This is a genomic window from Shewanella sp. 3_MG-2023 (genome assembly GCF_030548765.1).
Lineage (GTDB): Bacteria > Pseudomonadota > Gammaproteobacteria > Enterobacterales > Shewanellaceae > Shewanella.
In genome coordinates this window covers 20,403-42,064 of the sequence record NZ_JAUOSH010000017.1, presented here as the reverse complement: position 1 = coordinate 42,064, position 21,662 = coordinate 20,403, and the positions used below count along the sequence as shown (strand labels likewise).

Sequence of the window (21,662 nt, the reverse complement as noted above, 5' to 3'; positions counted from 1 at the left end):
TTTTTAACCCGTGGGATTTTCATGAACTGTATTGCAATTATCGGCTGTGGTTGGTTTGGCCTGCCATTAGCGACAAGATTAGTTAAACAAGGTTATCAGGTTAGCGGCACTAAGCGAACCCAAGCCGGTTGTGAGCAGTTATCCTCACTGGGTATTGATGCTTATAAGCTAGATTTAAGTGAGCAAAATATTGAAGCAACACAGCTTGAAGGCTTACTTGAAGCCGATGCGTTAATCATTAATATTCCGCCGGGCCTGCGCCGAGGTGAAAGTCATTATCTTGAGCATATTCAAACCTTGGTCAACTTGATTGCACCGCGCCAATATCAGCGGGTGATTTTTATCAGTACCACAGGGGTTTATCCTGCTAAAAATCGCATAATGACCGAAGCGGATGCTGCGGCATATGATGATAAAAGTGCAATATTATTGGCTGCGGAGTCGTTAATTGCTGCAATGGATAATGCTTGTATCGTGCGCTTTGCAGGCTTAATTGGCCCTAAGCGCCATCCGGGTAAGTTTTTTGCTGGTAAAACCGATGTTAGCGGCGCAAATGTCGCGGTTAATTTGGTTCATCTTGATGATTGCATTCAGGCAATAGAGGCCATATTGGCGGCGACGAGCTCAGGGAAAAATGTGTCGAGCTATTACAATTTAACTGCGCCGAGTCATCCTACTCGCGTTGAGTTTTACCAAGCAGCGACTGCTGACTTGGGCTTAGCAGCGCCGCAATTTAATCAAACCCAATTAGCCAGTAAAGTAATAAATGGTAATTTGATTTGCCAACAGCTTAATTTCAACTATATTCATCCCGATCCGCTAAAAATGCTAGCAGCTTGTTAATTGATAACTCGTTAGCGGCGAGATGGTTGGTATTAAGCAGTGATCAGGTATAATGCAACCCATATTTATGATTAAAGGCCAAAATTGAATGAGCAGCCAAGTTGCACAATTCGCACTTTTGAGTGGCGATGAGTTTGTTGAGTTATATAAAGTATTAAAAGTACAAGGTTTAGTCGATGGTGGCGGTGCAGCTAAGCATGTCATCTCTGAAGGCTTAGTCACAGTAAACAACGAAGTTGACACACGTAAGCGTAAAAAGTGTGTCGTTGGTGATGTCATTGAATTTAATGGCGATAAAATTCAAATTGTTGCCACAGCATAAGGATACAAGCATGCAATTCCCTGATGATGACAATGGTAAAATGTTAGCCGCAATGGCTGAGTCTGGTATTGACTTAACTGTAGCACTTGATGTTGATTTCTTTTTGATTTTTGATGATCAACGCGATGCAGAATCAGCATTAGAAGCACTCGCAGCAATGGGCTCAAATGGTGAGTTAGAGCTTAACTTTAGCGAAGAAATCGAAAAGTGGGAGCTGATTGTTTGTTTAAACATGGTGCCAACTTATGATGACTTGGTGGCTAAAGAACTTGAGTTAAACACCTTTGCCCAAGAGTTTGACGGCATGACAGATGGATGGGGCGTAATGCAACATCAAGAAGGTGATGACGAGTTTGCTGATGATGAGCATCAATGTGACGACAACTGCTCACACACCCACTAGTTAGCCTGTTAAAATATTGAAAACAAAAACCACCAATTAGGTGGTTTTTTTGTGTCTTTATATTATAGGATGGAGCCATATGCAGTTAAGGGAAGTTAATATCCCGCAGTATTTATGGAGTCGCATTTTAAATGGCAAGACACATTAGCTTTGGTACCCCAGTCAATGATGCCGAACGTTGGGCATTTTCTCTTTTATCTGACGAACTTCCTGAAGATTATCTCCTTTTAACCAATGTAGAAATTCCTACTCAAACTGGCCAAGCAATGGAGGTTGACGCCTTAGTTGTCGGTGAGTTTGGTGTGTATGTGGTTGACGTAAAAGGCTACATTGGTCGCTTAAACGCTGGTTTACATGCTTGGTCACTGGATGGTCGTCATGTGGACAATAGTTTATCAAAAGCCAATTATGTCGCCCGAGTATTAGCGGGTAAATTAAAGAACAAAATTCCTGTGGGCGTTTATGCTCCTTGGTGTCAGGGCATGGTGTTTGTTACAGGGCGTAAAGGCGAAGAAATTCTGGTTGAAAAAGATACCGGTAAACTGAGTATTTATACCCCTGCAAAAATCATCGCCGCGTTAACCAAAGAGTGGGGCTTAACGGCGCCGCATATTCATCCTGTGACCGACACTCAAAAAGAAATGGTATTAGACACCATAGGCCAGGTGGCACTGGTTGAGCAACGTAACAACAAAATTCAAGATTTCATTAAGCTCAAATGTTTATTCCTGCAGCAAGGCTTGGAAGTTTGGCAATCAGAATATAATCCGGGTGGCTGGACCGCGCCATGGCTGTTGAAAATACTGGTGACCAGTGAGTTTGACGACAGTATTGATGCCAATTATCACGAGCAAAAATTGCGTGATGAATTTAAACGGATTCAGTCACTTTCAGGTTGTAGCTGCGTGCCTTTTTGCGCGCCACTTATTCAAGATGGTGAACAGGTGGTCTTGCCCATCAGAATGCCCCGTGGTGTGCCACTGAATATTTTTGATATTGGACAGCAAACCACTTATCAGCTGTTAGAAATTCTGCGCCGCAGTGTCACCGGCTTACAGCAAATCCATCGCCGCGGTTACACCATAGGTGGCTGGGAAGATAATTGTATATTTATCTCAGATGACGCTGACGTTGAATTTATTGATATTAAAGATTCACTTAATACCAGTGAAGATATACAAGCTTATGCCACGGCCTTTTTAGAATTAGCTGAAAAAACCGTACAACCACGTATTTACCAATGGTATCGCGCTGCAGCCAAAGGCAGCACCATTGACCTTGACGCGATTCGTTGTGATTTATCTGCAGTTATCGATTTAGGTGTGTGTGACACTTTACCGCACAAAATCGTTATCGAGCAGGGCGCGGTGGTTGATCATCATTACCGCCTCGATCACTTTATTTCAGCAACGCCTCGCAGCCAGCTATGGCGGGCATTGCATTTACAAGGGAACTTCCCATGCTGCGTCAGTGTTTATCAAGATGTGGATAACCAATGGCACACCCTGAGTAACATGTATCGCAGCCTGGCTAAAATTTATCATCCACATGTTGAGCGTGTGCTGGCATTTGGGCAATTGCCACAGTCGGATGATTTATTCATTGCCAGAGATTGGGTACAAGGGGTCGCGCTAGATGAAGTGGCCACAATACAAGTGGGTCAACCCAGGTTGTGGTTTATTCAACTATTAACAGCACTACAATACTTGCACAGTTTAGATATTCACCATGGGGCCATTTGTCCTAAAAATATCATTTGCCGAGACGGTAAGGCTACCTTAGTAAACTTTGGTATAGGTTCTGATATAGCTGCCAGCCATTACGCTGCGCAATATGCCGATCCGACTATGTGGTCTGTAGAAGGCGATGCTGAAAAAGATTTATATGGCTTGGTCGCAAGTGTTGTCGATGCGATTTCTCCAGAGTCGATTAAACAAGGCAGTGGCGCAGATGCCATGATTAACGCCTTAATGAGCTTTGATAAGCAGTGGCTTGGCGAAGGCTTTTTTGAGGCTTGCTTAAGTATTTTGAAATTTGAATTTCGTATCGTTCCTAACCGCAGTTATGCCGAGCAGTTAGGGCTCGATGAAGTTGAGTATCAAAACTCTGGCTTGTAGTTATCTTGATTTATAGCCCTTCAGGCTTATGTGAAGGATGTTTGCCCCAAAAGCCGGTACAAGCCGTATTGGCTTATATGATTCGTGGATAATGTAAGAGGGATCCCATGATTATTAAACGCATTACTGCTGAACGACTTGATGATGTTTTGCCTCTGTTTAGCCAATATATGCATTTTTACGGGGTTGAGCAAGCCGTGACTGAGTATGCTACCTATTTGCTGGAACGGTTAAATAATCAAGAAGCGTTTATTTTTGGGGCTTACACTGAAGCGGATAAAGCGATTGGTTTCGTGCTTAATTATCAAAGTTTTTCATCCACAGAGCTAGGTAAAGTATTAGTGTTAAATGATCTATTTGTTGAGCCAGACTATCGAAATCAAGGCGCCGCTAATTTACTTATCCGATGCTCTATTGAATTGGCTCGCGGTATTCAAGCCGTAAGGGTTGATTTAAGCACCGCGAAAGTGAATTTTCCTGCTCAATCTGTCTATGAGAAAATTGGCTTTGTAAAAGATAGCCGCTTTTTTTCGTATAGCTTGTCGGTTAAAGATCATCCTTTGCTAAATGAATAGGCACAAGTGATGTGTAGCTTAGCGTGACTTTATAATTTTCTTGTTGGTTACTTTAACTAGAACGGCACTTCTTGGCTGATAAACTCGAAAAATACAGCGCCCCTATAAAGCCCATCAGTTTTTAGGCATGACACCACTAAAGGCCTTTATGAGTAATGATGTGATTAAAAAACGAATATCGATAGCGATGTTGGCCAATATAAAGCCCATTTAAGCGGCCTATTTGAAGGGGGAATCATCGCCAGTATTCTTATACTACACTTGAGTCATGCAAATTAGCTTGTGGTAGGGTCATATCCTTCATATGGGATTTATTCAATTGCTGTAAGTTGATTAAAATAGCTATAACTTACGATATTGAGGTAACACCTGATGAGCTCTTTTAAAAAAACACTACTCGTTTCAACTTTGAGCATCGCCGCGCTGACAGGTATGGCGCATGCAAGTGATCTATCATGCACTGTTGCTGGTGGTGATGATATCACCATGGCTAATATTGATATTTTACGTTCAAATGAACCTGTGGTTAACATTGATGGCTATAAATCGCCGATCTTAAGTAATATTTATCGCATCGATGCAGTTGATGGCCAGGACATCAGCGAAACACCCACTTACCTTTTATACAATCATTACCCGCTAGCTGATCATAAGTTATATGCCAAGGTTCAAGTGCACGGTGAAGAGGCCGTTACTGGTTACTGCATTGTGACGGGTGAAATCTAAGCTCGCGTTATTGCATCGTATAATCGCATAACGACTAATACTCAGTAAGGCGGATGTGCCTTACTGAGTTTTTATTTTACTTTTTTAACGCCCCTATTGAGCATTCCTGCTGCTAAAGGATCTTTTTTGCTAAGCTAGTTTTACTATTAATAGCCCGTCACCCGTCACCCGTCACCCATCACCCATCACCCATCACCCATCACTATTTTATCATTTCTCTAAGCGGCATTTAAAACCACTTATGGTTATTACAGATCACGAAACGCTAATTAACTTTGTCTTATTACAAGTTTATCCTGGGCCAGCTAGATCTATGTCACATTATTTAAACGCTAATAAACATTCAGTTTGAGAGTACTAAATGGCGAATTCCGTCAATTTGAAACTTAATAACCACAATACATCTAGTGTTACTATTGTTGCGCGTCACAACAGTGGCTGGTAATGGGATTCATCTCACGCCGCGCAGGCTTGACTATGTAATCAAGCAACCAAAAACAATGCTTTATCTTACCTATTACTCTGTTTACATTGTTGTCATTAAAAAATAAGGGAGAACGCTTTAATGGAAAACTGCCCAACAAAGTCGACGACAACCAAAAACAATAAAACTGACTTCATCATCTTGTTTGGCAACATTGCCTTGTTTGCCTTGCTATATCATTTATTACCCTTTGAACAAGGGGTCAATACCGGTCTATCGCTACTTATTTTTGCAGCTATTCTATGGTTAACCGAAGCGATTCATATCAGTATTACCGCCATTTTAATTCCGATATTAGCGGTGTTTTTGGGGGTGTTTGATACTTCCACCGCCATGAGTAATTTTGCTAACCCGATTATCTTCTTATTCTTTGGTGGTTTTGTGTTGGCGGCGGCGCTAAATCATCAGGGCATTGACCGCTTAATTGCGCAAAAGGTGTTGCTGCTGTCTCAAGGTAAGTTGAGTATTGCTTGTATGTTACTGTTTTTAGTGACCGCAGTGCTGTCGATGTGGATCAGTAATACGGCAACAGCCGCAATGATGCTGCCACTAGCCTTGGGTATTTTGCATCAACTGGATTTTAAACAGTACCGTAAAACCTATTTGTTCGTGCTACTGGGAATCGCGTATTCTGCCAACATTGGTGGAATTGGTACCCTAGTGGGCAGTCCGCCTAATGCCATTGCTGCGGCACAAGTGGGCTTAAGCTTTAGTGATTGGCTCGAGTTTGGTTTAATCACTGTGGCTATTATGTTACCAAGCATGTTAATCGCGCTTTATCTATTTTTAAAACCTGATTTATCGACTGTGTGTGAGATAAAAACAGAAAATGTAAAAATGACCGTTAGTGCAAAATTAACCCTGATTATATTTTTAGCTACAGTTTGTGGTTGGATATTCAGTAAACCATTAGCCCAAGCACTTGGTGGGATCAGTAAGTTTGATACCATTGTTGCTTTAGGTGCGGTAGTTGTGCTTGCCAGCCTTAAATTAGTGGACTGGAAAAAAATCGAATCGACCACGGACTGGGGAGTACTTATCCTGTTCGGCGGTGGCCTCACGTTAAGTGCAGTGTTAAAAGCCACAGGCACCAGTGTGTTTCTAGCCCACTTTGTGACAGATATTTTTGGCGATGCCCACATGGCGCTATTTATGATTGCAGTGATTACCTTTGTGGTGTTATTAACTGAGTTTGCCAGTAACACGGCTAGTGCAGCATTGCTGGTGCCAGTTTTTGCTGCAATTGCTGAGCCCTTAGGTTTATCGCCAGTGATGATTTCAGTAGTGATTGGTATTGCAGCTTCTTGCGCCTTTATGTTGCCTGTCGCCACCCCGCCTAATGCCATTGTCTTTGGCTCAGGTTATATCAAGCAATCTGAAATGATGCGTGCAGGTATGATTATTAACTTCATAAGTATGTTGGTGCTGTTTTTAATCACCAACTTGTTCTGGGGCTTTTAATTGCACTGTTAATCACAGTTAAAAAGCGCAATCACTTTACTCACTAATAAAAAGGTAACTTAGGTTACCTTTTTGCGTTTTTTAGCCGATATCTGTCAACAATTATTAAATGTTCACAGGCTCAGTGTTATTAAAAATAGCGACGTAAACGTTTGGATAAACTAAGGCACAATCTAATGCAGATAGCTTTTGAATTTTGCCATTAAAGCAGGTCTAATAGCGTATTATTTTGATTTATAGACCTATCTAATGTTCGAGTTAACCCTACAAATTGCTGTTATATTATTTTTCGTCGCCATATTGGCGGGTTTTATTGATGCCATTGCCGGTGGTGGCGGTTTACTCACTATTCCTGCATTGATGTGGGCGGGTTTACCGCCAGCTGCGGCTTTAGGTACTAATAAGCTGCAAGCTTGTGGCGGCAGCTTTTTTGCTAGTTTGTACTTTATTCGCAAAGGCATGGTTGACTTAAAGCAAGCACGCTTATCCATTGTGTGCGCGTTTATTGGCGCTGCAGTGGGCACCATTATTGTACAAATGATTGATGTCACCGTATTAGAACTGGTATTACCATTTCTTATCCTCGCCATTGGCTGTTATTTTTTGTTTTCTAAAAAAATCTCAGAAGAAGATAAACAACAAGTGCTGACACCTGCCATGTTTGCTTTTACTGCCGCTCTTGGGGTGGGGTTTTATGATGGATTTTTTGGACCCGGAACCGGCAGTTTCTTTGCTTTAGCCTTTGTGTCACTGGCAGGTTACGGACTGGCTAAAGCCACCGCCCATGCCAAAGTGCTTAACTTTGCTACTAATGTGTCATCGTTAATCTTTTTTATGATTGGCGGCCAAGTGGCGGTTTTATTAGGGCTTATTATGTTAGTCGGGCAAGCTATCGGCGCAACTTTTGGCTCACGCTTAGTGATGACCAAAGGGGTAAAAATTATTAAACCGCTGGTGATCACCATGGCATTTTTAATGAGCTTTAAATTATTGTGGGCGCAGTACGGGTAAGTGACTTATATCTCCAGACTAATTAAGCGTTTTATGACAGATTTCAATAACAACACATCGAACAGAAAAGGTTTTCATGCGCATTATTCACACATCTGATTGGCACCTTGGTCAAAACTTTTACGGTAAAAGTCGCGCTGTTGAGCACAAGGCATTTTTGCAGTGGTTGTTAGCACAAATTAGCCAGCATCAGGTTGATGCACTGATTGTCGCTGGCGATATTTTTGATACTGGCACGCCGCCAAGTTATGCCCGCAGTTTGTACAATCAATTTATTGTCGATATTCAAGCAACAAATTGTAAGCTTATCGTTCTTGGTGGTAATCACGACTCTGTTGCTACCTTAGGAGAGTCAAAGCAGTTGCTGGCGTGCTTAAATGCCACGGTTATCCCAGGTGCGCTTGATAACGCAGCTGAGCATGTGTTGTTAGTGGCTGATAGTCATGATCACCCCTGCGCGATTGTATGTGCGCTGCCGTATTTACGCCCTAGAGATATAGTATTAAGTGAGTCGGGTGAGTCCAGTGAAGATAAACAGCGAAAGTTAGCTAATGAAATCGCCGATTTATATCAGCGCTGTTTTGCTCATGCCCAAGCAATTAATAACCAGCAAACTACGCCATTACCCATTATTGCCACAGGGCATTTAACCACAGTGGGTGCCAGCACCAGTGAGTCAGTGCGAGACATTTATATTGGTAGCCTTGATGCATTTAATGCCAACTTGTTTCCTGCAGCGGATTACATTGCACTAGGCCACATTCATCGACCGCAAAAAATCGCCAAAACAGAGCATATTCGCTATAGCGGCTCGCCAATCAGTTTAAGTTTTGATGAACTTAACAGTCAAAAAAGTGTGTATTTGGTTGAGTTTGATAAGGCTAAATTAGCCGAGGTCAGTGCCCTTGAAGTGCCCAAGTTTCAAGCCATGGCAAGTGTAAAAGGCAGCTTGGCCGAAATCGCATCCCAGCTTGAAACCTTAGTTGAGCAAGGCAGCGATCAAGTCACTTGGCTGAGTATCGAAGTGGCCGAGCAAGACTTTTTAACCGACTTACAAAGCCGAATAGCCGAATTGACCGACGCCTTACCTGTAGAAGTACTGCAACTTAAGCGTGCTCGTAGCCAGCGCCAACAGCAAATTCAGCAAATGGATAATGAAACCTTAACTGAATTAAGCGTCACAGAAGTGTTTGAGCGCCGTTTAGCCCAAGAAGACTTTTCAGAACCCGAGCAGCAACAGCGACTTGAACGGGTAAAACAACAGTTTGATATTATCCTTGATGAAATGAATGAGCAGCTTAATGGCACAGCGCAACATGTTGAGGAGGCAAAATAATGAAAATCCTTAGCCTGCGTTTTAAAAATATTAACTCATTAAAAAATGAGTGGAAAATTGATTTTACCCAGTCGCCATTTAAAGAAAACGGCCTGTTTGCCATTATTGGCCCTACAGGCTCGGGTAAAACAACCATTTTAGATGCTATCTGCTTAGCGCTGTATCATCAGACCCCGCGCTTAGGGGTAATTTCAAAAACCACCAATGAGCTCATGACTCGTGGCACCAGCGATTGTCTGGCCGAGGTTGAGTTTGAAGTGAAAGGTAAGGCGTATCGCGCCTTTTGGAGCCAACGACGCTCCCGTGGTCAAGTTGATGGCAATTTACAAGATGCCCAAGTTGAGTTAGCGCAACTTGAAGATGGTAAAATTCTTGCCAGCCAAATTAAGCATAAAACCGAATTAACCGAAGCCATTACCGGATTAGATTTCGCGCGATTTACTAAATCGATGATGTTATCCCAAGGTCAGTTTGCCGCCTTTTTAAATGCCAAAGCTAATGAACGGGCTGAGTTACTTGAAGAGCTTACCGGCACAGAAATATACGGGCTTATCTCGGAGCAAGTACATCAAAAATTTAGCCAATCAAAGCAGGAGCTTGCCTTGCTTGAAGCTAAATCAAACAGCGTTGAATTACTAGATGATGACAGTATTAGCCTTAAACAAATAGAGCAAACTCAGTTAATTGAGCAAGCCGATTTATGCCAGCAACAACTGCAGCAACTGCAGCTGCAAGTCACGTGGGCTAAGCAGCTTGAGCAAGCAACTGAGCGACATCTTGCCAGTGAGCAACAATTACAACTAGCGCAGACTGAACTTAAAGCCCAGCAAGCCAGTTTAGCTAAGTTAGCTGCCAGTGAGCCAGCTGAAAGCTTAATTCCGTTATTTGAAGGCATGAGCAAACTTGAAAACAGCCATGCACAGTTGCAAAAGCAGTTACAGCAGCGCAATACTGAGCTTGAACAGGCCAGCGCACAATTAAGTCAAATCGCCACTGAGCAACAGTTGCAGTCTCAGCACTTTAGTTTAGCTAAGCAGCAACATACGGATTTAGTGACGCTAATTGATACTCAGGTGCAGCCACTTGATAATCAAATTGAGCAAGTGAGCTTTAAACATGCTCAGCAGTTACAGTCTCAGCAGCAACAAACCCAGCTGCTAGAGCAATTACAGCAAAAGCAGCAGGCCATCGGCGGACAAATACAAACCGTTACGGCATTACAAGCCCAGCAGCAGCAAGTCATCAACCAATATCCCCAGGGCAAGTTGATCCAAACTCGCCTTGGTGTGTGGCAGCAGCAATATGCTAACTACGCCGAGCAAGTGACTCAGCAAACTAAGTTGACGCAACAAATTGCCCGTTTTCAGCAACAGCAAATTCAGCTCCAACAGCAGCAAAGCACACTGACAGCGCAAGTAACCAGTGAGCAACAGTTACTTGGACAATATCAACTCAGCCGCCAACAAGCCCAGCTGCAATTACAGACCTTGTTAGCCGGTGATGAAGAAGCACTCATTGAGCAGCAATATAATGACATAGTGACTCAGCAGCCAAAGCGCAGTCAGCTTGAACACTTGTCGACCCGTTACAGTGAATTGCAATTAGATCTTAATCAACATCGCCAGCAAAACGCGCAAACCCAACACGATATTGAGTTAAAGCAAGCTGAGTTAACCCAAATACGAGTCTTGTGGACAGATAAAAATCAGCAATTAAAAGACTTAACAAGCTTGCTAAAACAAGAGCAATATATTGCTGATTTAACCCAGCATCGGGCTAAGTTAGTAGAAGGTGAGCCATGCGCCTTATGTGGCTCGTTGGATCACCCTTTAGTGAGTGAATATCAAGCGGTTGATTTGTCGCAAACAGAGCTGCGCCATCAACAAACTAGCGCGCAATTAGATAAGATTAAAACCCAAGGCGAGCAAGCTAAATTGGCATTGCAAACCTTGCAGTTACAATATGAGTCAGCCTCACAAGCGGTGGCTAAGCTAACGGCGCAGAGTCAGCAATTACAACAGGACTGGCAGCAAACTTGTCAGCAACTTGGAATTGCATTTGCTATTGATGATAGCCAGCTGAGTGATTATGTAGCGCAAATGGCGCAGTTGCAGCAAAACTTATCCCAGCGATTAGCCGATATCAGGCAGGCTAAAACTCACCTGCAACAACAAAACGATCAGTACCAGCAAGCGAATAACGCCGCTGAGCAACAACAGCACCAATTAAGCTTATTAGCCCAAGAGCATACAAGCTGCAACAATGGCTTACAGGACGCTGAGCTGCAGCTTATTGAGGTGAATAAAACCCTTAATAACCTAGTGACTGAATTAAGCGATTCAATTGCGCAAACCGCAGAGTCTATGCCAGATATGGCTGGGTTTAAAGCGTGGTTAAGCGCCCTTGAACAACAAATAATGCAGTGGCAGCAAGCAAGCGATCAGCAACTTGAAGCACAGCAGCAATTACAATTATTGCAGCAGCAACAGCAAACCCAGGCGAGTCAACTAGAAGAGGCGTTGCAGCAATCACAGTCGCAGCAAGCGCAATTAACTGAAGTTGCAGCTGAGTTAGCCAAGTTGACGAGCCAAAGGCAGCAGCTATTTGCCGATAAGCAAACATTAACTGAAAAGCAGGCTAGCCAAGCCATGCTTGAGCAAGCAGAAAGCCAGTTAACAGCGCTACAAAGCCAATTGAATCAATATCAGCAGCAGCAAGATAATGTTAAGGCGCATATTGAAGCCGTTAATAAACAAATTGCAGTGGCATTGACTGAGTTAACCGCGGCAACCGAGCAGTGGCAGCAGCAATTAAGCCAAAGCCCATTTGCTAGCCAAGCGGAATTTGAGCAAGCCATTATTCCTCAGGCTGAGCGTGAGCAGTTAATTAACTTGCAGCAGCAACTTAATGAGCAGCAGTTAAAAGCGCGCACCTTGGTAGAACAAGCCAAGCAGCAATTAACAGCGTTAATGACCCAAGCAGAGCAATTTGGTTATGAGCAGCTAACGACTGAAAAGCAGCAACAAGGCTCAGACAAAGTCTTACTTCAAGGGGCTGATCTAGATTCAGAGCTAAAGTCAGAGCAAGAATCTGCACAAGGCTATTTAGCAAAGGTCAGTTTGCAGCATCAACAAGTCGAGACCCAGTTAGGTGAGATAAAACAAACCTTATGGCAAGTGAACCATTTACTGGATGACGATAAACAAAAGCGCCTAAGTCAGCAGCAAATGCTGTTAGAGCTTAACCAAGCCAAACAAGCTTATGATGATATCGCCTATTTACACTCACTCATCGGTTCGCAAAAAGGCGATAAATTCAGAAAGTTTGCCCAAGGGCTGACATTAGATCATCTGGTTACTTTGGCTAATCGGCAGCTGGATAGGCTTCAAGGACGCTATTTGCTTGAGCGCAAACAATCGGTAGATCTAGAGCTGCAAGTATTGGATACCTGGCAAGGCGATGCAATTCGAGATACTCGCACCTTATCAGGTGGTGAAAGCTTTTTAGTCAGTTTGGCATTAGCGTTAGCGTTATCGGATTTAGTCAGTCATAAAACCAGTATCGACTCGTTATTTTTGGATGAGGGCTTTGGCACCTTAGACAGTCAAACCTTAGATACCGCCCTTGATGCGCTAGATAACCTTAATGCTTCAGGCAAAATGATTGGTGTGATCAGCCACATTGAAGCGATGAAAGAGCGCATTGGGGTGCAAATTAGAGTGCATAAAATGAATGGACTTGGAGTCAGTAAGTTGCAGAGTGAATATAAAGTTAATAGCGATGTCGAATTGGCTTAAGTTTGTCTCTAAAGCTTATCGCTCAGACTCGCGGCTAGGCTAACAACTAAACCGTCACTTGAGGTTAATGCAGCCGCATTAGCCTCATTATTTGCTTTGGGGTAGGGTTATTTTTAGGTCAATAAATTCTAATGATAAATCAACCATGCTGAGTAAAAAGCTGCCATTGTTGCAGCGCTTTTAGGTTAATTAAGCGAGTAATAGATGTAAATTAAAAACATCATGACTGATAACAGTCTTTTCCCATCTCAGTTACTTTCAATTGCCTAGTTCAAAGTTATGCAGGCGTGGTGAGTTTTTATATTTGTATTTGCAGTCTTTTTTGATATAACTCCCCCTTGGTATATAGTACTTAAGCACTCATTAAACTAGTGCTTAAGTATACATTCTTTTATACGTATATTAATACGTGCAGTAGGGCGGACACGAGATTGCTTTCAGCTCAAATGGATAAGCTACAAACGCTGGTTGGTAAAGCGCAAAACTTACCCACATTACATCGGAAATTATTGCTAGCAAGCGTGTTTATTGTCGCGGCGGCATTACTGTGGCCAACCCCGCAAGAATTTGCCTCACAGCGGATCCCTGTTGCCCTTGATATCGAAGCCTTGATCCCACAGGTAGCCAATCATACTCCGGTTGAAATTAGTGAGCCGGTTGCGCCGACATTTGAACGTATTATTGAGCAAGGTGACACCTTAAGTCAGTTATTTGAAATAGCTGGTATTGGTCAACAGACCATGTACAAAGTGCTTGAAGCTGATTTAAATGTACTGGCATTAGATACATTATCGCCGGGTAATCGTATTCGATTTTGGCAAGACGAACAGCAAAAACTAACCAAACTAGAGTTGTATTTTAATCCAGCTTACCAAGTGGTATTTAGCCGTTTTGACGATGGCAGTTACGAGGTTAATGAGGTCAATATAGAAGGCATTTGGCAAAACCGCATTATTAGTGGGGATATCAATGGCTCATTTTATTTATCGGCCCAGCGCTCAGGTTTAACTGCAGCGCAAATACAAACCATAGAAACGCTACTTTCAAGCAAGCTAAATTTCTCCCGTGATTTGCGTGCAGGTGATCAATTTTCAGTATTAATGAATGATCAATTTATTGAAGGCGTATCCACCGGAGCCAGTAAATTAGAAGCAGTGCGTATTGAAACCAGAGGTAGAAATATTAGCGCCTTTCAAAATGTGGATGGTAATTTTTATGATGACAAAGGCCAAGGTCTAGCCAGTGCCTTTCAGCGAATACCGCTGGAAAGGCAGTATCGCTTATCTTCACATTTCAATCCGACCCGTAAGCACCCTGTTACTGGTAGAACCTCGCCACATAACGGTACTGACTTTGCCACTCCTACTGGCACCAGAGTGGTAGCGCCGGGGGATGGTGTGGTGTCAATGGTCACTAATCATCGCTTTGCAGGCAAGTATATTGTGATTGAACACGACAATAATGTTAGAACCCGCTATTTGCATATGTCGAAGTTCTTGGTCAGAAAAGGCCAGCGGGTTAAACGCGGGCAGGTGATTGGCTTATCAGGCAGCACAGGTCGGGTGACGGGACCACATTTACATTATGAGTTTCATGTTAATGGTCGCCCAGTTAACCCAATGAAGGTGAGTATCATTGAAGCCTCGGTATTGCCTAAAAAGCAAATGAACGCCTTTAAGCAACTGGTGAAAACCAAACAAATGATGATGGATTTAGGTTAACCCATTTAATCTTTTTATCGTTAAATTAAAACCACTTTTAATTCGTTTGAAAGTGGTTTTTTATTTGCGCCATTTGGTTTCTGAGTGATTTGATTTACCAAGGTTACATTGATCGCATAGCACTTGTAGGTTATCGATATCGAGCGCAAGTTCAGGATATTTGGAGCGAGGTTTGATGTGGTCAACGTGCATGACTGCGCCATGTTGTGGGCTAGTGCCGCAGCACTGACAAACTGAGCCGTACTTTTCAAAAGCGTTTAGACGCAGGCTTAACCATTTTTGAGATGAATAAAAAGATACCGATTTGGGTTCTTCAAATGGGATTAACTCCCAATCATTAAATTCGCATGGCGCCAGATCGGGTCCCATCAAACCCACCGAAAACCCTTTAAGTTGATTATCCTTAAGCCAATTACGAATGGCTTTCATGGCTGCTTTTTCGGTTTTGTATTTTCGAGTGCGACGATTGTCGCCCCTAAAGCTTGCTACATACATTAATACCCTCCTAAGAAAATAGGTTTATGAATATCTTAAGCTTAATAAGGGGCTTTTCCTAGCTCAATACAGGTCAGTAATAAGCGTAAGTCGAATTCCAGCTGGTGGTAATCGCTGGTCATATATTCGCACAGTTGATAAAAAGCTTTGTTGTGATCTTTTTCTTTAAGGTGGGCTAATTCGTGCACCACCACCATTCTCAGTAATGGCTCAGGCACATGGCGTAGTCGTGATGAAATTCGAATTTCATTCTTAGCTTTGACCTTACTGCCTTGTACGCGATTGGCGTAGGTATGTAGGCCTAAGGCTTGATGACTGAGGGTGATTTTGTCGTCAAAAACCACTTTAGAAAGCGGCGCAGACTGTTTTAAGAATTGCTGTTTAAACACCATGGTGTAGTCATAAAGCGCTTTATCAGTGCGTATATCGTGCACACTTGGGTAACGCTTTAATAGCACGGCAGCTAAGCTGTCATTGGCAATATAGCCTTTTACCTGTTCGATGGTTTGGGCTGAATAACCGGCAATGTATTTAAGCTGGGCTGTTTGCTGTTTTTTGGCCTTTACCTCATCACTGGTTACCAGGCTTGCTAGGGCTTGCTTAGCCGCCAGTTTAGTCGCTGTAGCTTGATTAACCGCTTTTACCGTCATTTGCGGCGGCGCACTTGGTCTGACTTTTTTTGATGTAACAGGAGTGGAAAATGAGGCGGATTTTCTTGAATTCATAGGGATATTTATTGCTTACTTTAAGCTTATCAGTAAGCTGCTTTTACCCACAAACAGGCCATAAAGCAGCTTAATCACAAGAAAATCTAATTCAAACTGAGTTAGATTTTGCCATACATGTGGCGGTTTTGCTGAGCGTATGCGGCTTCAAAAGCAGGTAATTGCACACGTTTAAGCTCAAGGGTATCAAGATCGGCTTGTGGCGGATTACGCTTTAGCTCTTCTTTGATAGTCACTGGGCTAATAATCGCTACTGGTAATTCAGTAATTTGAATTGCTGCTTCAAGTTTAAAGCTAGTAGCAGAGCCGGAGAACTTGCCTTTTTGTTCACGTTCAATAATCACGATTTCATCAACTTTGTAATCTTCCATTAATTTATGGAAAGCAAAATGAAATTCACGAATTGATTCTGTTTCAACAGATTTTGAAATGCTGAACGAGATTTGACGACATTCCGGTACGTTGAATGACTCTTTCTCATAATTTAATAAGCTGATGATGGCTTCGCCACCTTTTAATTCTACACCACAAATCTTCATGTTATACCTTACTTAGAGCGAGTTTATTTGGCATGTTGTTGAGCTGTGCTCAAATATGTTCATGCTGTCAAAATTACGGTTATTCTTCGTCACTGACAATTGAATCATCAGTTTCGATAATTTTTGCTGGTTTTGCTTTACGGCGCATTGGTGTGTCACCAATATCAATACCGGTGGCAAAGCGCTTGTCGCGTTTAGGCGCCACTTTTGGCTTCTTGCTAGCGACACGCTTGGCATTACCTGTATTGGCATCAGCTGATTTTGCATTGGCGCTTGATGCCTTAGGCTTGTCTCTTAAGCCTTTAAATTTAGCTTCAAGGCCTGCGATAGTTGAGAAGTCAAAGTTCTTACGTAAGAACACCTGTACTTTCTTAAAGCTATCCCAGTCTTTCGGGCCTACTAATGAAATAGCATCGCCTTTAGCGCCTGCGCGGCCAGTACGGCCAATACGGTGAACATATTCTTCGGCAAACTTTGGCATGTCAAAGTTAATTACTAATGACACATTTAATAAGTCTAACCCGCGAGAAGCAACATCTGTGGTGACTAAAATCTTTTGTTGGCCACGGCTGAATTTGTCCATAATTTGATTACGTGCTGACTGACTTAAGTCACCACTGAGCGCAGCGGTTTCTAGCCCTTCAGCAGACAATAGTTTGGCTAGTCTGTCAGTGTCTGAGCGAGTTGCAGTAAAAATGATCACTTGCTTGTGTTGCTCATGTTTTAAAATATGCTGCAGCAGGGCTTGTTTGTGATCAAGGTGGTCAACTAAAAAGATGCGCTGAACAATATCTTTATGCTCTGCATGCGATGCGCCAATAGCCACATGGCTAGGGGTCTTTAATAATGTTGCGGCGATATCATTGATGTCATCGTGATCTAATGTCGCTGAAAACATCAAGGTTTGTCTGCGCTTATGATCTGCAGCGTCATTAATGGCTTTAAGTTGTGGCGCAAAACCAAGATCTAACATGCGATCGGCTTCATCAAGTACCAGTAACTCTAAGCCATTTAGGTATAAGTGGCGCTGTTGAAGATGATCGGCAATACGCCCAGGTGTTGCCACAATAAAGTGTGGGTCACGAGATAGCGATTTTGCTTGATCGTTAAAGTTCTCGCCACCTAAAATACTAATGGCTTTATATTGGGTATTGGCAACCAGTAAACGTAATTGACCATAGACTTGCTGAGCAAGTTCACGGGTTGGCAATAAAATCAGAACGCGAGGGTCTTTTTTAGAGAGGGCCCTAGTCGATATTACCCGCTGCAAAGCAGGTAATAAAAACGCCAGGGTTTTACCTGAACCGGTTTTAGATGATGCCATTAAATCTTTACCCGCTAGGGCAATTGGCAGGGCTTGCTGCTGAATTTCTGTTGGCTCAGAAATGCCCATATGCTTTAGACTGTCTAATAAGCGTTTATCTAAAGAAAAATCGGTAAATAACAAAGGTAAATCCCCTAAAAAATGATAGCCAGATATTATAACGTGTAAGCGACTTGATAGCCAACAGCTTAAGCGTAAGATAAGCTACTTAGGTGTGCAAAAATGGTTAAGGGTTTGGTAAATGTCTAAGGCTTCAAAAGAAAATAAATCATCACTTCGTGTTGGGATCGCCCTCGGTAGTGGCGCGGCTAAGGGCTGGGCTCATATTGGGGTGATAAAAGAGCTGGCCGCCATGGGGATCCACCCTGAAAAGATTGCTGGCTGCTCTGTTGGGGCTCTGGTGGGCGCAGCTTATGCTAATGATCATTTAGAAGAGTTACATGAGTGGGTGAGTGGGTTTTCTAGTTGGGATGTTTTAGGCTTAATGGATTTAAGCTGGCGCAAAGGTGGCTTAATCAGTGGTGAAAAAGTATTTGATGTTTTAGCTGGTCGAATAGGCGATCTAAAAATAGAGCAATTGCAAAAGCCGTTTGCGGCAGTGGCGACCGATTTATATTCTGGCCAAGAAATTTGGTTCAAAGAAGGCGATTTACGTCATGCGGTAAGAGCCTCGTGTTCAATGCCGGGCTTTTTACCCCCAGTACAATTGCATGATCGCTGGTTAGTGGATGGCGCAGTGGTAAACCCTGTGCCAGTGTCAATGTGCCGCACCATGGACGTTGATGTAGTGATTGCAGTGGACTTAAATGGTCACCGCCGTAATAGTATGCATATGTTGCCTCAACAAATGACCAGCTGTGCGCCCACTGAAATTGAAAAGCAATTAGTGGCCAAAGAGCCAGAGTCGGCGTTTATGGATCTGCTAGGTAAAGGTAAAGAGTATATAAATAGTTTTTCAGAAAAGTTTTCCACAAGCACGAAATCTCACCCTGGGATGATTGCGGTGATGTCGCAATCAATGGATATTTTAGAGCAGCGCCATAAACGCGCCAGATTAATGGGCGATCCACCGGATGTGTGTTTAGTGCCACAGCTTGCTGATATCGGTACCATGGAGTTTCATCGTGCTGATGAAGCCATAGAAGCAGGCCGTCAATCTGTGCGCCAATCTGCGCATTTAATTTATGCAGCCCTTGGTATTAGCCCAAATGATTAACGCCAATTAAAGCGCTTTGCTTTAATCATACTGATTTTTAACGGTTGAAATGACCTGTTTAAGCATCAATATACCAGTATAAATCTGTGATAACTATTTGTATAAATCTGAGATAACTATTCGTATAAGCCTGCAATTACCAGTTTAAATCTGTAATAAATAGCAATCTATTTATAGGCGTTTCAGCACTCAGTAGCTGCTTTTTATAACCTGGTCAAGTTCAACTTTTCTAAATAGTGTTGAGCTTGGCAGTAATTTTTTTCATTTTGTTCCCCTTCATCAAAACATGATCTAGATCATGGATTTTTAGTGCCTATTATTGCCTAATGCACCATATATTGTGTTTGTTGATAATTATGTGTGGATATATAGTGTTTATATCCTGTGCATAAAAGGAGTAAAAGTAATGCCTGTAGTAATTAAAAGGGACGGTTGTCGTACTCTATTTGATGAGTCGCGGATCAAGGATGCCATTGTTGCAGCAATGGAAACTGCTACAGGTAGTGCTGATGAAGACTATGCTTCAACAGTCGCTTGTGTGATTAGAGATCAAGTTGCTAACGATGAAGAAGTTGAGATCCATCATTTACAAGCTTTAGTTGAAAACTTATTAATGGAAGGTCCTCATAAAGAGGTTGCGCGTCATTATATTGAGTATCGTCACGACCGTGATATTTGCCGTGAAGCCAAAAGTAAATTGAACTGCGAAATTCGTGGTTTGGTTGAACAAAGCGACGCGTCGATTTTAAATGAAAATGCCAATAAAGACGCTAAAGTTATTCCAACTCAACGGGATTTACTTGCTGGCATCGTGGCCAAACATTATGCCAAGTCGCATCTATTGCCAAAAGATATTGTTGCTGCACATGAGTCAGGTCAACTGCATTATCACGACTTAGACTATGCACCATTCTTCCCAATGTTTAACTGCATGCTAATTGATTTAGCTGGCATGTTAACCCATGGTTTTAAAATGGGTAACGCTGAAATTGACACCCCTAAATCAATTTCAACTGCGACTGCAGTAACTGCGCAAATTATTGCCCAAGTGGCTAGCCATATCTATGGCGGCACCACCATTAACCGCATTGATGAAGTATTAGCTGAGTTCGTTCAAAAGAGCTATCAAAAGCAGTTGGTTATCGGTAAAGAGTGGGGCGTAGCAGATGTTGAAGCCTTTGCCATGGCGCAAACTGAAAAAGAATGTTACGACGCATTCCAGTCTTTAGAATATGAAGTAAATACCCTTCATACCGCCAATGGCCAAACGCCATTTGTGACCTTTGGTTTTGGCTTAGGCTCGTGCTGGGAAGCGCGTTTAATTCAAAAGTCGATTCTTAAAGTACGTATGGCAGGTCTAGGTAAAAACCGTAAAACAGCGGTATTCCCAAAACTGGTTTTTGCTATTCGTGATGGCCTAAATCATAAAGCTGCTGATGCTAACTACGATGTGAAGAAGTTAGCATTAGAGTGTGCCACCATGCGCATGTATCCAGATATTCTTAATTATGAACAAGTTGAACGCGTTACTGGTTCATTTAAAACGCCAATGGGTTGTCGTTCATTCTTAGGAACTTATGAAGAAAATGGTGAGTTAATTCATGAAGGGCGTAACAACTTAGGTGTTGTCAGCTTAAACTTACCTAGAATCGCCATTGAAGCCAAGGGCGACGAAACCGCTTTCTTTGCCTTATTAGAACAGAGAATGACACTCGCTCGTAAAGCACTCGATACCCGTATTGCCCGCTTAGTGGGTGTAAAAGCGCGTGTTGCCCCCATCCTTTATATGGAAGGTGCTTGTGGTGTTCGTTTAAATGCAGATGATGATGTGTCTGAAATCTTTAAAAATGGCCGCGCGTCAATCTCATTAGGCTACATTGGCTTACATGAAACGATTAATGCACTTTATGGTACTGATGAGCACGTGTTTGATAGCGAGCTGTTACGCACTAAAGCCATTGAAATTATCTCAGTGATGAAGCGCGCGACTGAAGCGTGGAAACAAGAAACAGGTTATGGCTTTAGCCTATACAGCACCCCAAGTGAAAACTTATGTAGTCGTTTTTGCCAGCTAGATGCCAAAGAGTTTGGTGTGGTTGCAGGGGTTACTGATAAAGGTTACTACACTAACAGTTTCCATTTAGACGTCGAAAAGAAAGTCAATCCATACGATAAAATTGAGTTTGAATTACCGTACCCAGAAATCACCAATGGTGGCTTTATTTGTTACGGCGAGTTCCCGAACATGCAGCACAATATTGAAGCATTAGAAAACGTCTGGGATTACAGTTACACCAGAGTGCCTTATTACGGTACCAATACCCCAATCGATGAATGTTATGACTGTGGTTACGTTGGTGAGTTTAACTGTACCAGTAAAGGTTTTGTGTGCCCTAAATGTGGCAACCATGAGCCAAGCCGTGTGTCGGTAACCCGTCGTGTATGTGGTTATCTAGGCAGCCCTGATGCAAGACCATTTAACTATGGTAAGCAAGAAGAAGTTAAACGCCGCGTTAAGCATTTATAAATAGCAAATTCATGAAGTTAGCAAAGCTAATTCCGTGATT

The 21,662-nt window shown here is 42.6% G+C and carries 17 protein-coding genes; 13 read left to right on the top strand and 4 right to left on the bottom strand.

The features are described 5' to 3' along the window. Positions 1-21 precede the first annotated feature (21 nt). The 11 genes from Q4591_RS11240 to Q4591_RS11190 all read left to right on the top strand — a co-directional run bounded on the left by Q4591_RS11240 (position 22) and on the right by Q4591_RS11190 (position 14,796). Positions 22-843 (top strand): SDR family oxidoreductase, encoded by an 822-nt coding sequence (locus Q4591_RS11240; RefSeq protein WP_102440417.1) that lies wholly within the window; start codon positions 22-24, stop codon positions 841-843. Positions 844-931: 88 nt separating this feature from the next. After that, a complete protein-coding gene (locus Q4591_RS11235; protein WP_102440416.1) occupies positions 932-1,165 on the top strand; it encodes an RNA-binding S4 domain-containing protein in 234 nt (77 codons plus the stop codon). A gap of 10 nt (positions 1,166-1,175) precedes the next feature. After that, positions 1,176-1,568: a ribonuclease E inhibitor RraB gene (locus tag Q4591_RS11230; RefSeq protein WP_102440415.1), complete on the top strand. Its 393-nt coding sequence runs from the start codon at positions 1,176-1,178 to the stop codon at positions 1,566-1,568. Between the two features lie 131 nt (positions 1,569-1,699). Continuing rightward, positions 1,700-3,685, top strand: coding sequence for an NERD domain-containing protein kinase family protein (locus Q4591_RS11225; protein WP_102440414.1), 1,986 nt, complete (start codon positions 1,700-1,702; stop codon positions 3,683-3,685). Positions 3,686-3,792: 107 nt separating this feature from the next. Beyond that, the gene (locus Q4591_RS11220) at positions 3,793-4,260 is read left to right on the top strand and encodes an N-acetyltransferase (RefSeq protein ID WP_102532116.1); all 468 of its coding nucleotides are present in this window, start codon (positions 3,793-3,795) and stop codon (positions 4,258-4,260) included. Positions 4,261-4,632: 372 nt separating this feature from the next. Then, the gene (locus Q4591_RS11215; RefSeq protein ID WP_102440412.1) at positions 4,633-4,986 is read left to right on the top strand and encodes a hypothetical protein; all 354 of its coding nucleotides are present in this window, start codon (positions 4,633-4,635) and stop codon (positions 4,984-4,986) included. Positions 4,987-5,551: 565 nt separating this feature from the next. After that, positions 5,552-6,931 (top strand): DASS family sodium-coupled anion symporter, encoded by a 1,380-nt coding sequence (locus tag Q4591_RS11210; protein WP_102440411.1) that lies wholly within the window; start codon positions 5,552-5,554, stop codon positions 6,929-6,931. A 249-nt stretch (positions 6,932-7,180) separates the two neighbouring features. Beyond that, the gene (locus tag Q4591_RS11205) at positions 7,181-7,942 is read left to right on the top strand and encodes a TSUP family transporter (RefSeq protein ID WP_102440410.1); all 762 of its coding nucleotides are present in this window, start codon (positions 7,181-7,183) and stop codon (positions 7,940-7,942) included. Between the two features lie 76 nt (positions 7,943-8,018). Then, positions 8,019-9,278: an exonuclease subunit SbcD gene (gene sbcD, locus Q4591_RS11200; protein WP_102440409.1), complete on the top strand. Its 1,260-nt coding sequence runs from the start codon at positions 8,019-8,021 to the stop codon at positions 9,276-9,278. Further along, positions 9,278-13,075, top strand: a complete 3,798-nt coding sequence (locus Q4591_RS11195; RefSeq protein WP_303461083.1) for an AAA family ATPase — start codon at positions 9,278-9,280, stop codon at positions 13,073-13,075. The genes sbcD and Q4591_RS11195 overlap by 1 nt, the downstream gene beginning before the upstream one ends. A 446-nt stretch (positions 13,076-13,521) precedes the next feature. Beyond that, a complete protein-coding gene (locus Q4591_RS11190; protein ID WP_102440407.1) occupies positions 13,522-14,796 on the top strand; it encodes a peptidoglycan DD-metalloendopeptidase family protein in 1,275 nt (424 codons plus the stop codon). A 60-nt stretch (positions 14,797-14,856) separates the two neighbouring features. Here Q4591_RS11190 and Q4591_RS11185 read toward each other — a convergent pair whose 3' ends face one another. The 4 genes from Q4591_RS11185 to Q4591_RS11170 all read right to left on the bottom strand — a co-directional run bounded on the left by Q4591_RS11185 (position 14,857) and on the right by Q4591_RS11170 (position 18,002). Then, positions 14,857-15,291 (bottom strand): HNH endonuclease, encoded by a 435-nt coding sequence (locus Q4591_RS11185; protein ID WP_102440406.1) that lies wholly within the window; start codon positions 15,289-15,291, stop codon positions 14,857-14,859. A gap of 41 nt (positions 15,292-15,332) precedes the next feature. Continuing rightward, the gene (locus Q4591_RS11180; protein WP_102440405.1) at positions 15,333-16,016 is read right to left on the bottom strand and encodes a M48 family metallopeptidase; all 684 of its coding nucleotides are present in this window, start codon (positions 16,014-16,016) and stop codon (positions 15,333-15,335) included. A 101-nt stretch (positions 16,017-16,117) separates the two neighbouring features. Beyond that, complete coding sequence (locus Q4591_RS11175) at positions 16,118-16,555, bottom strand: DUF3010 family protein (RefSeq protein ID WP_102440404.1); 438 nt, start codon at positions 16,553-16,555, stop codon at positions 16,118-16,120. Positions 16,556-16,634: 79 nt separating this feature from the next. Further along, positions 16,635-18,002 carry a DEAD/DEAH box helicase gene (locus tag Q4591_RS11170; RefSeq protein ID WP_303461081.1) on the bottom strand — a complete coding sequence of 456 codons (1,368 nt, stop codon included), beginning with the start codon at positions 18,000-18,002 and terminating at the stop codon, positions 16,635-16,637. A 118-nt stretch (positions 18,003-18,120) separates the two neighbouring features. Here Q4591_RS11170 and rssA point away from each other — a divergent pair, with 118 nt between their 5' ends. Further along, positions 18,121-19,095 carry a patatin-like phospholipase RssA gene (gene rssA / locus Q4591_RS11165; protein WP_102476082.1) on the top strand — a complete coding sequence of 325 codons (975 nt, stop codon included), beginning with the start codon at positions 18,121-18,123 and terminating at the stop codon, positions 19,093-19,095. A gap of 406 nt (positions 19,096-19,501) precedes the next feature. Continuing rightward, positions 19,502-21,622: an anaerobic ribonucleoside-triphosphate reductase gene (gene nrdD, locus Q4591_RS11160; protein ID WP_102440401.1), complete on the top strand. Its 2,121-nt coding sequence runs from the start codon at positions 19,502-19,504 to the stop codon at positions 21,620-21,622. The last annotated feature ends 40 nt before the right edge of the window (positions 21,623-21,662 follow it).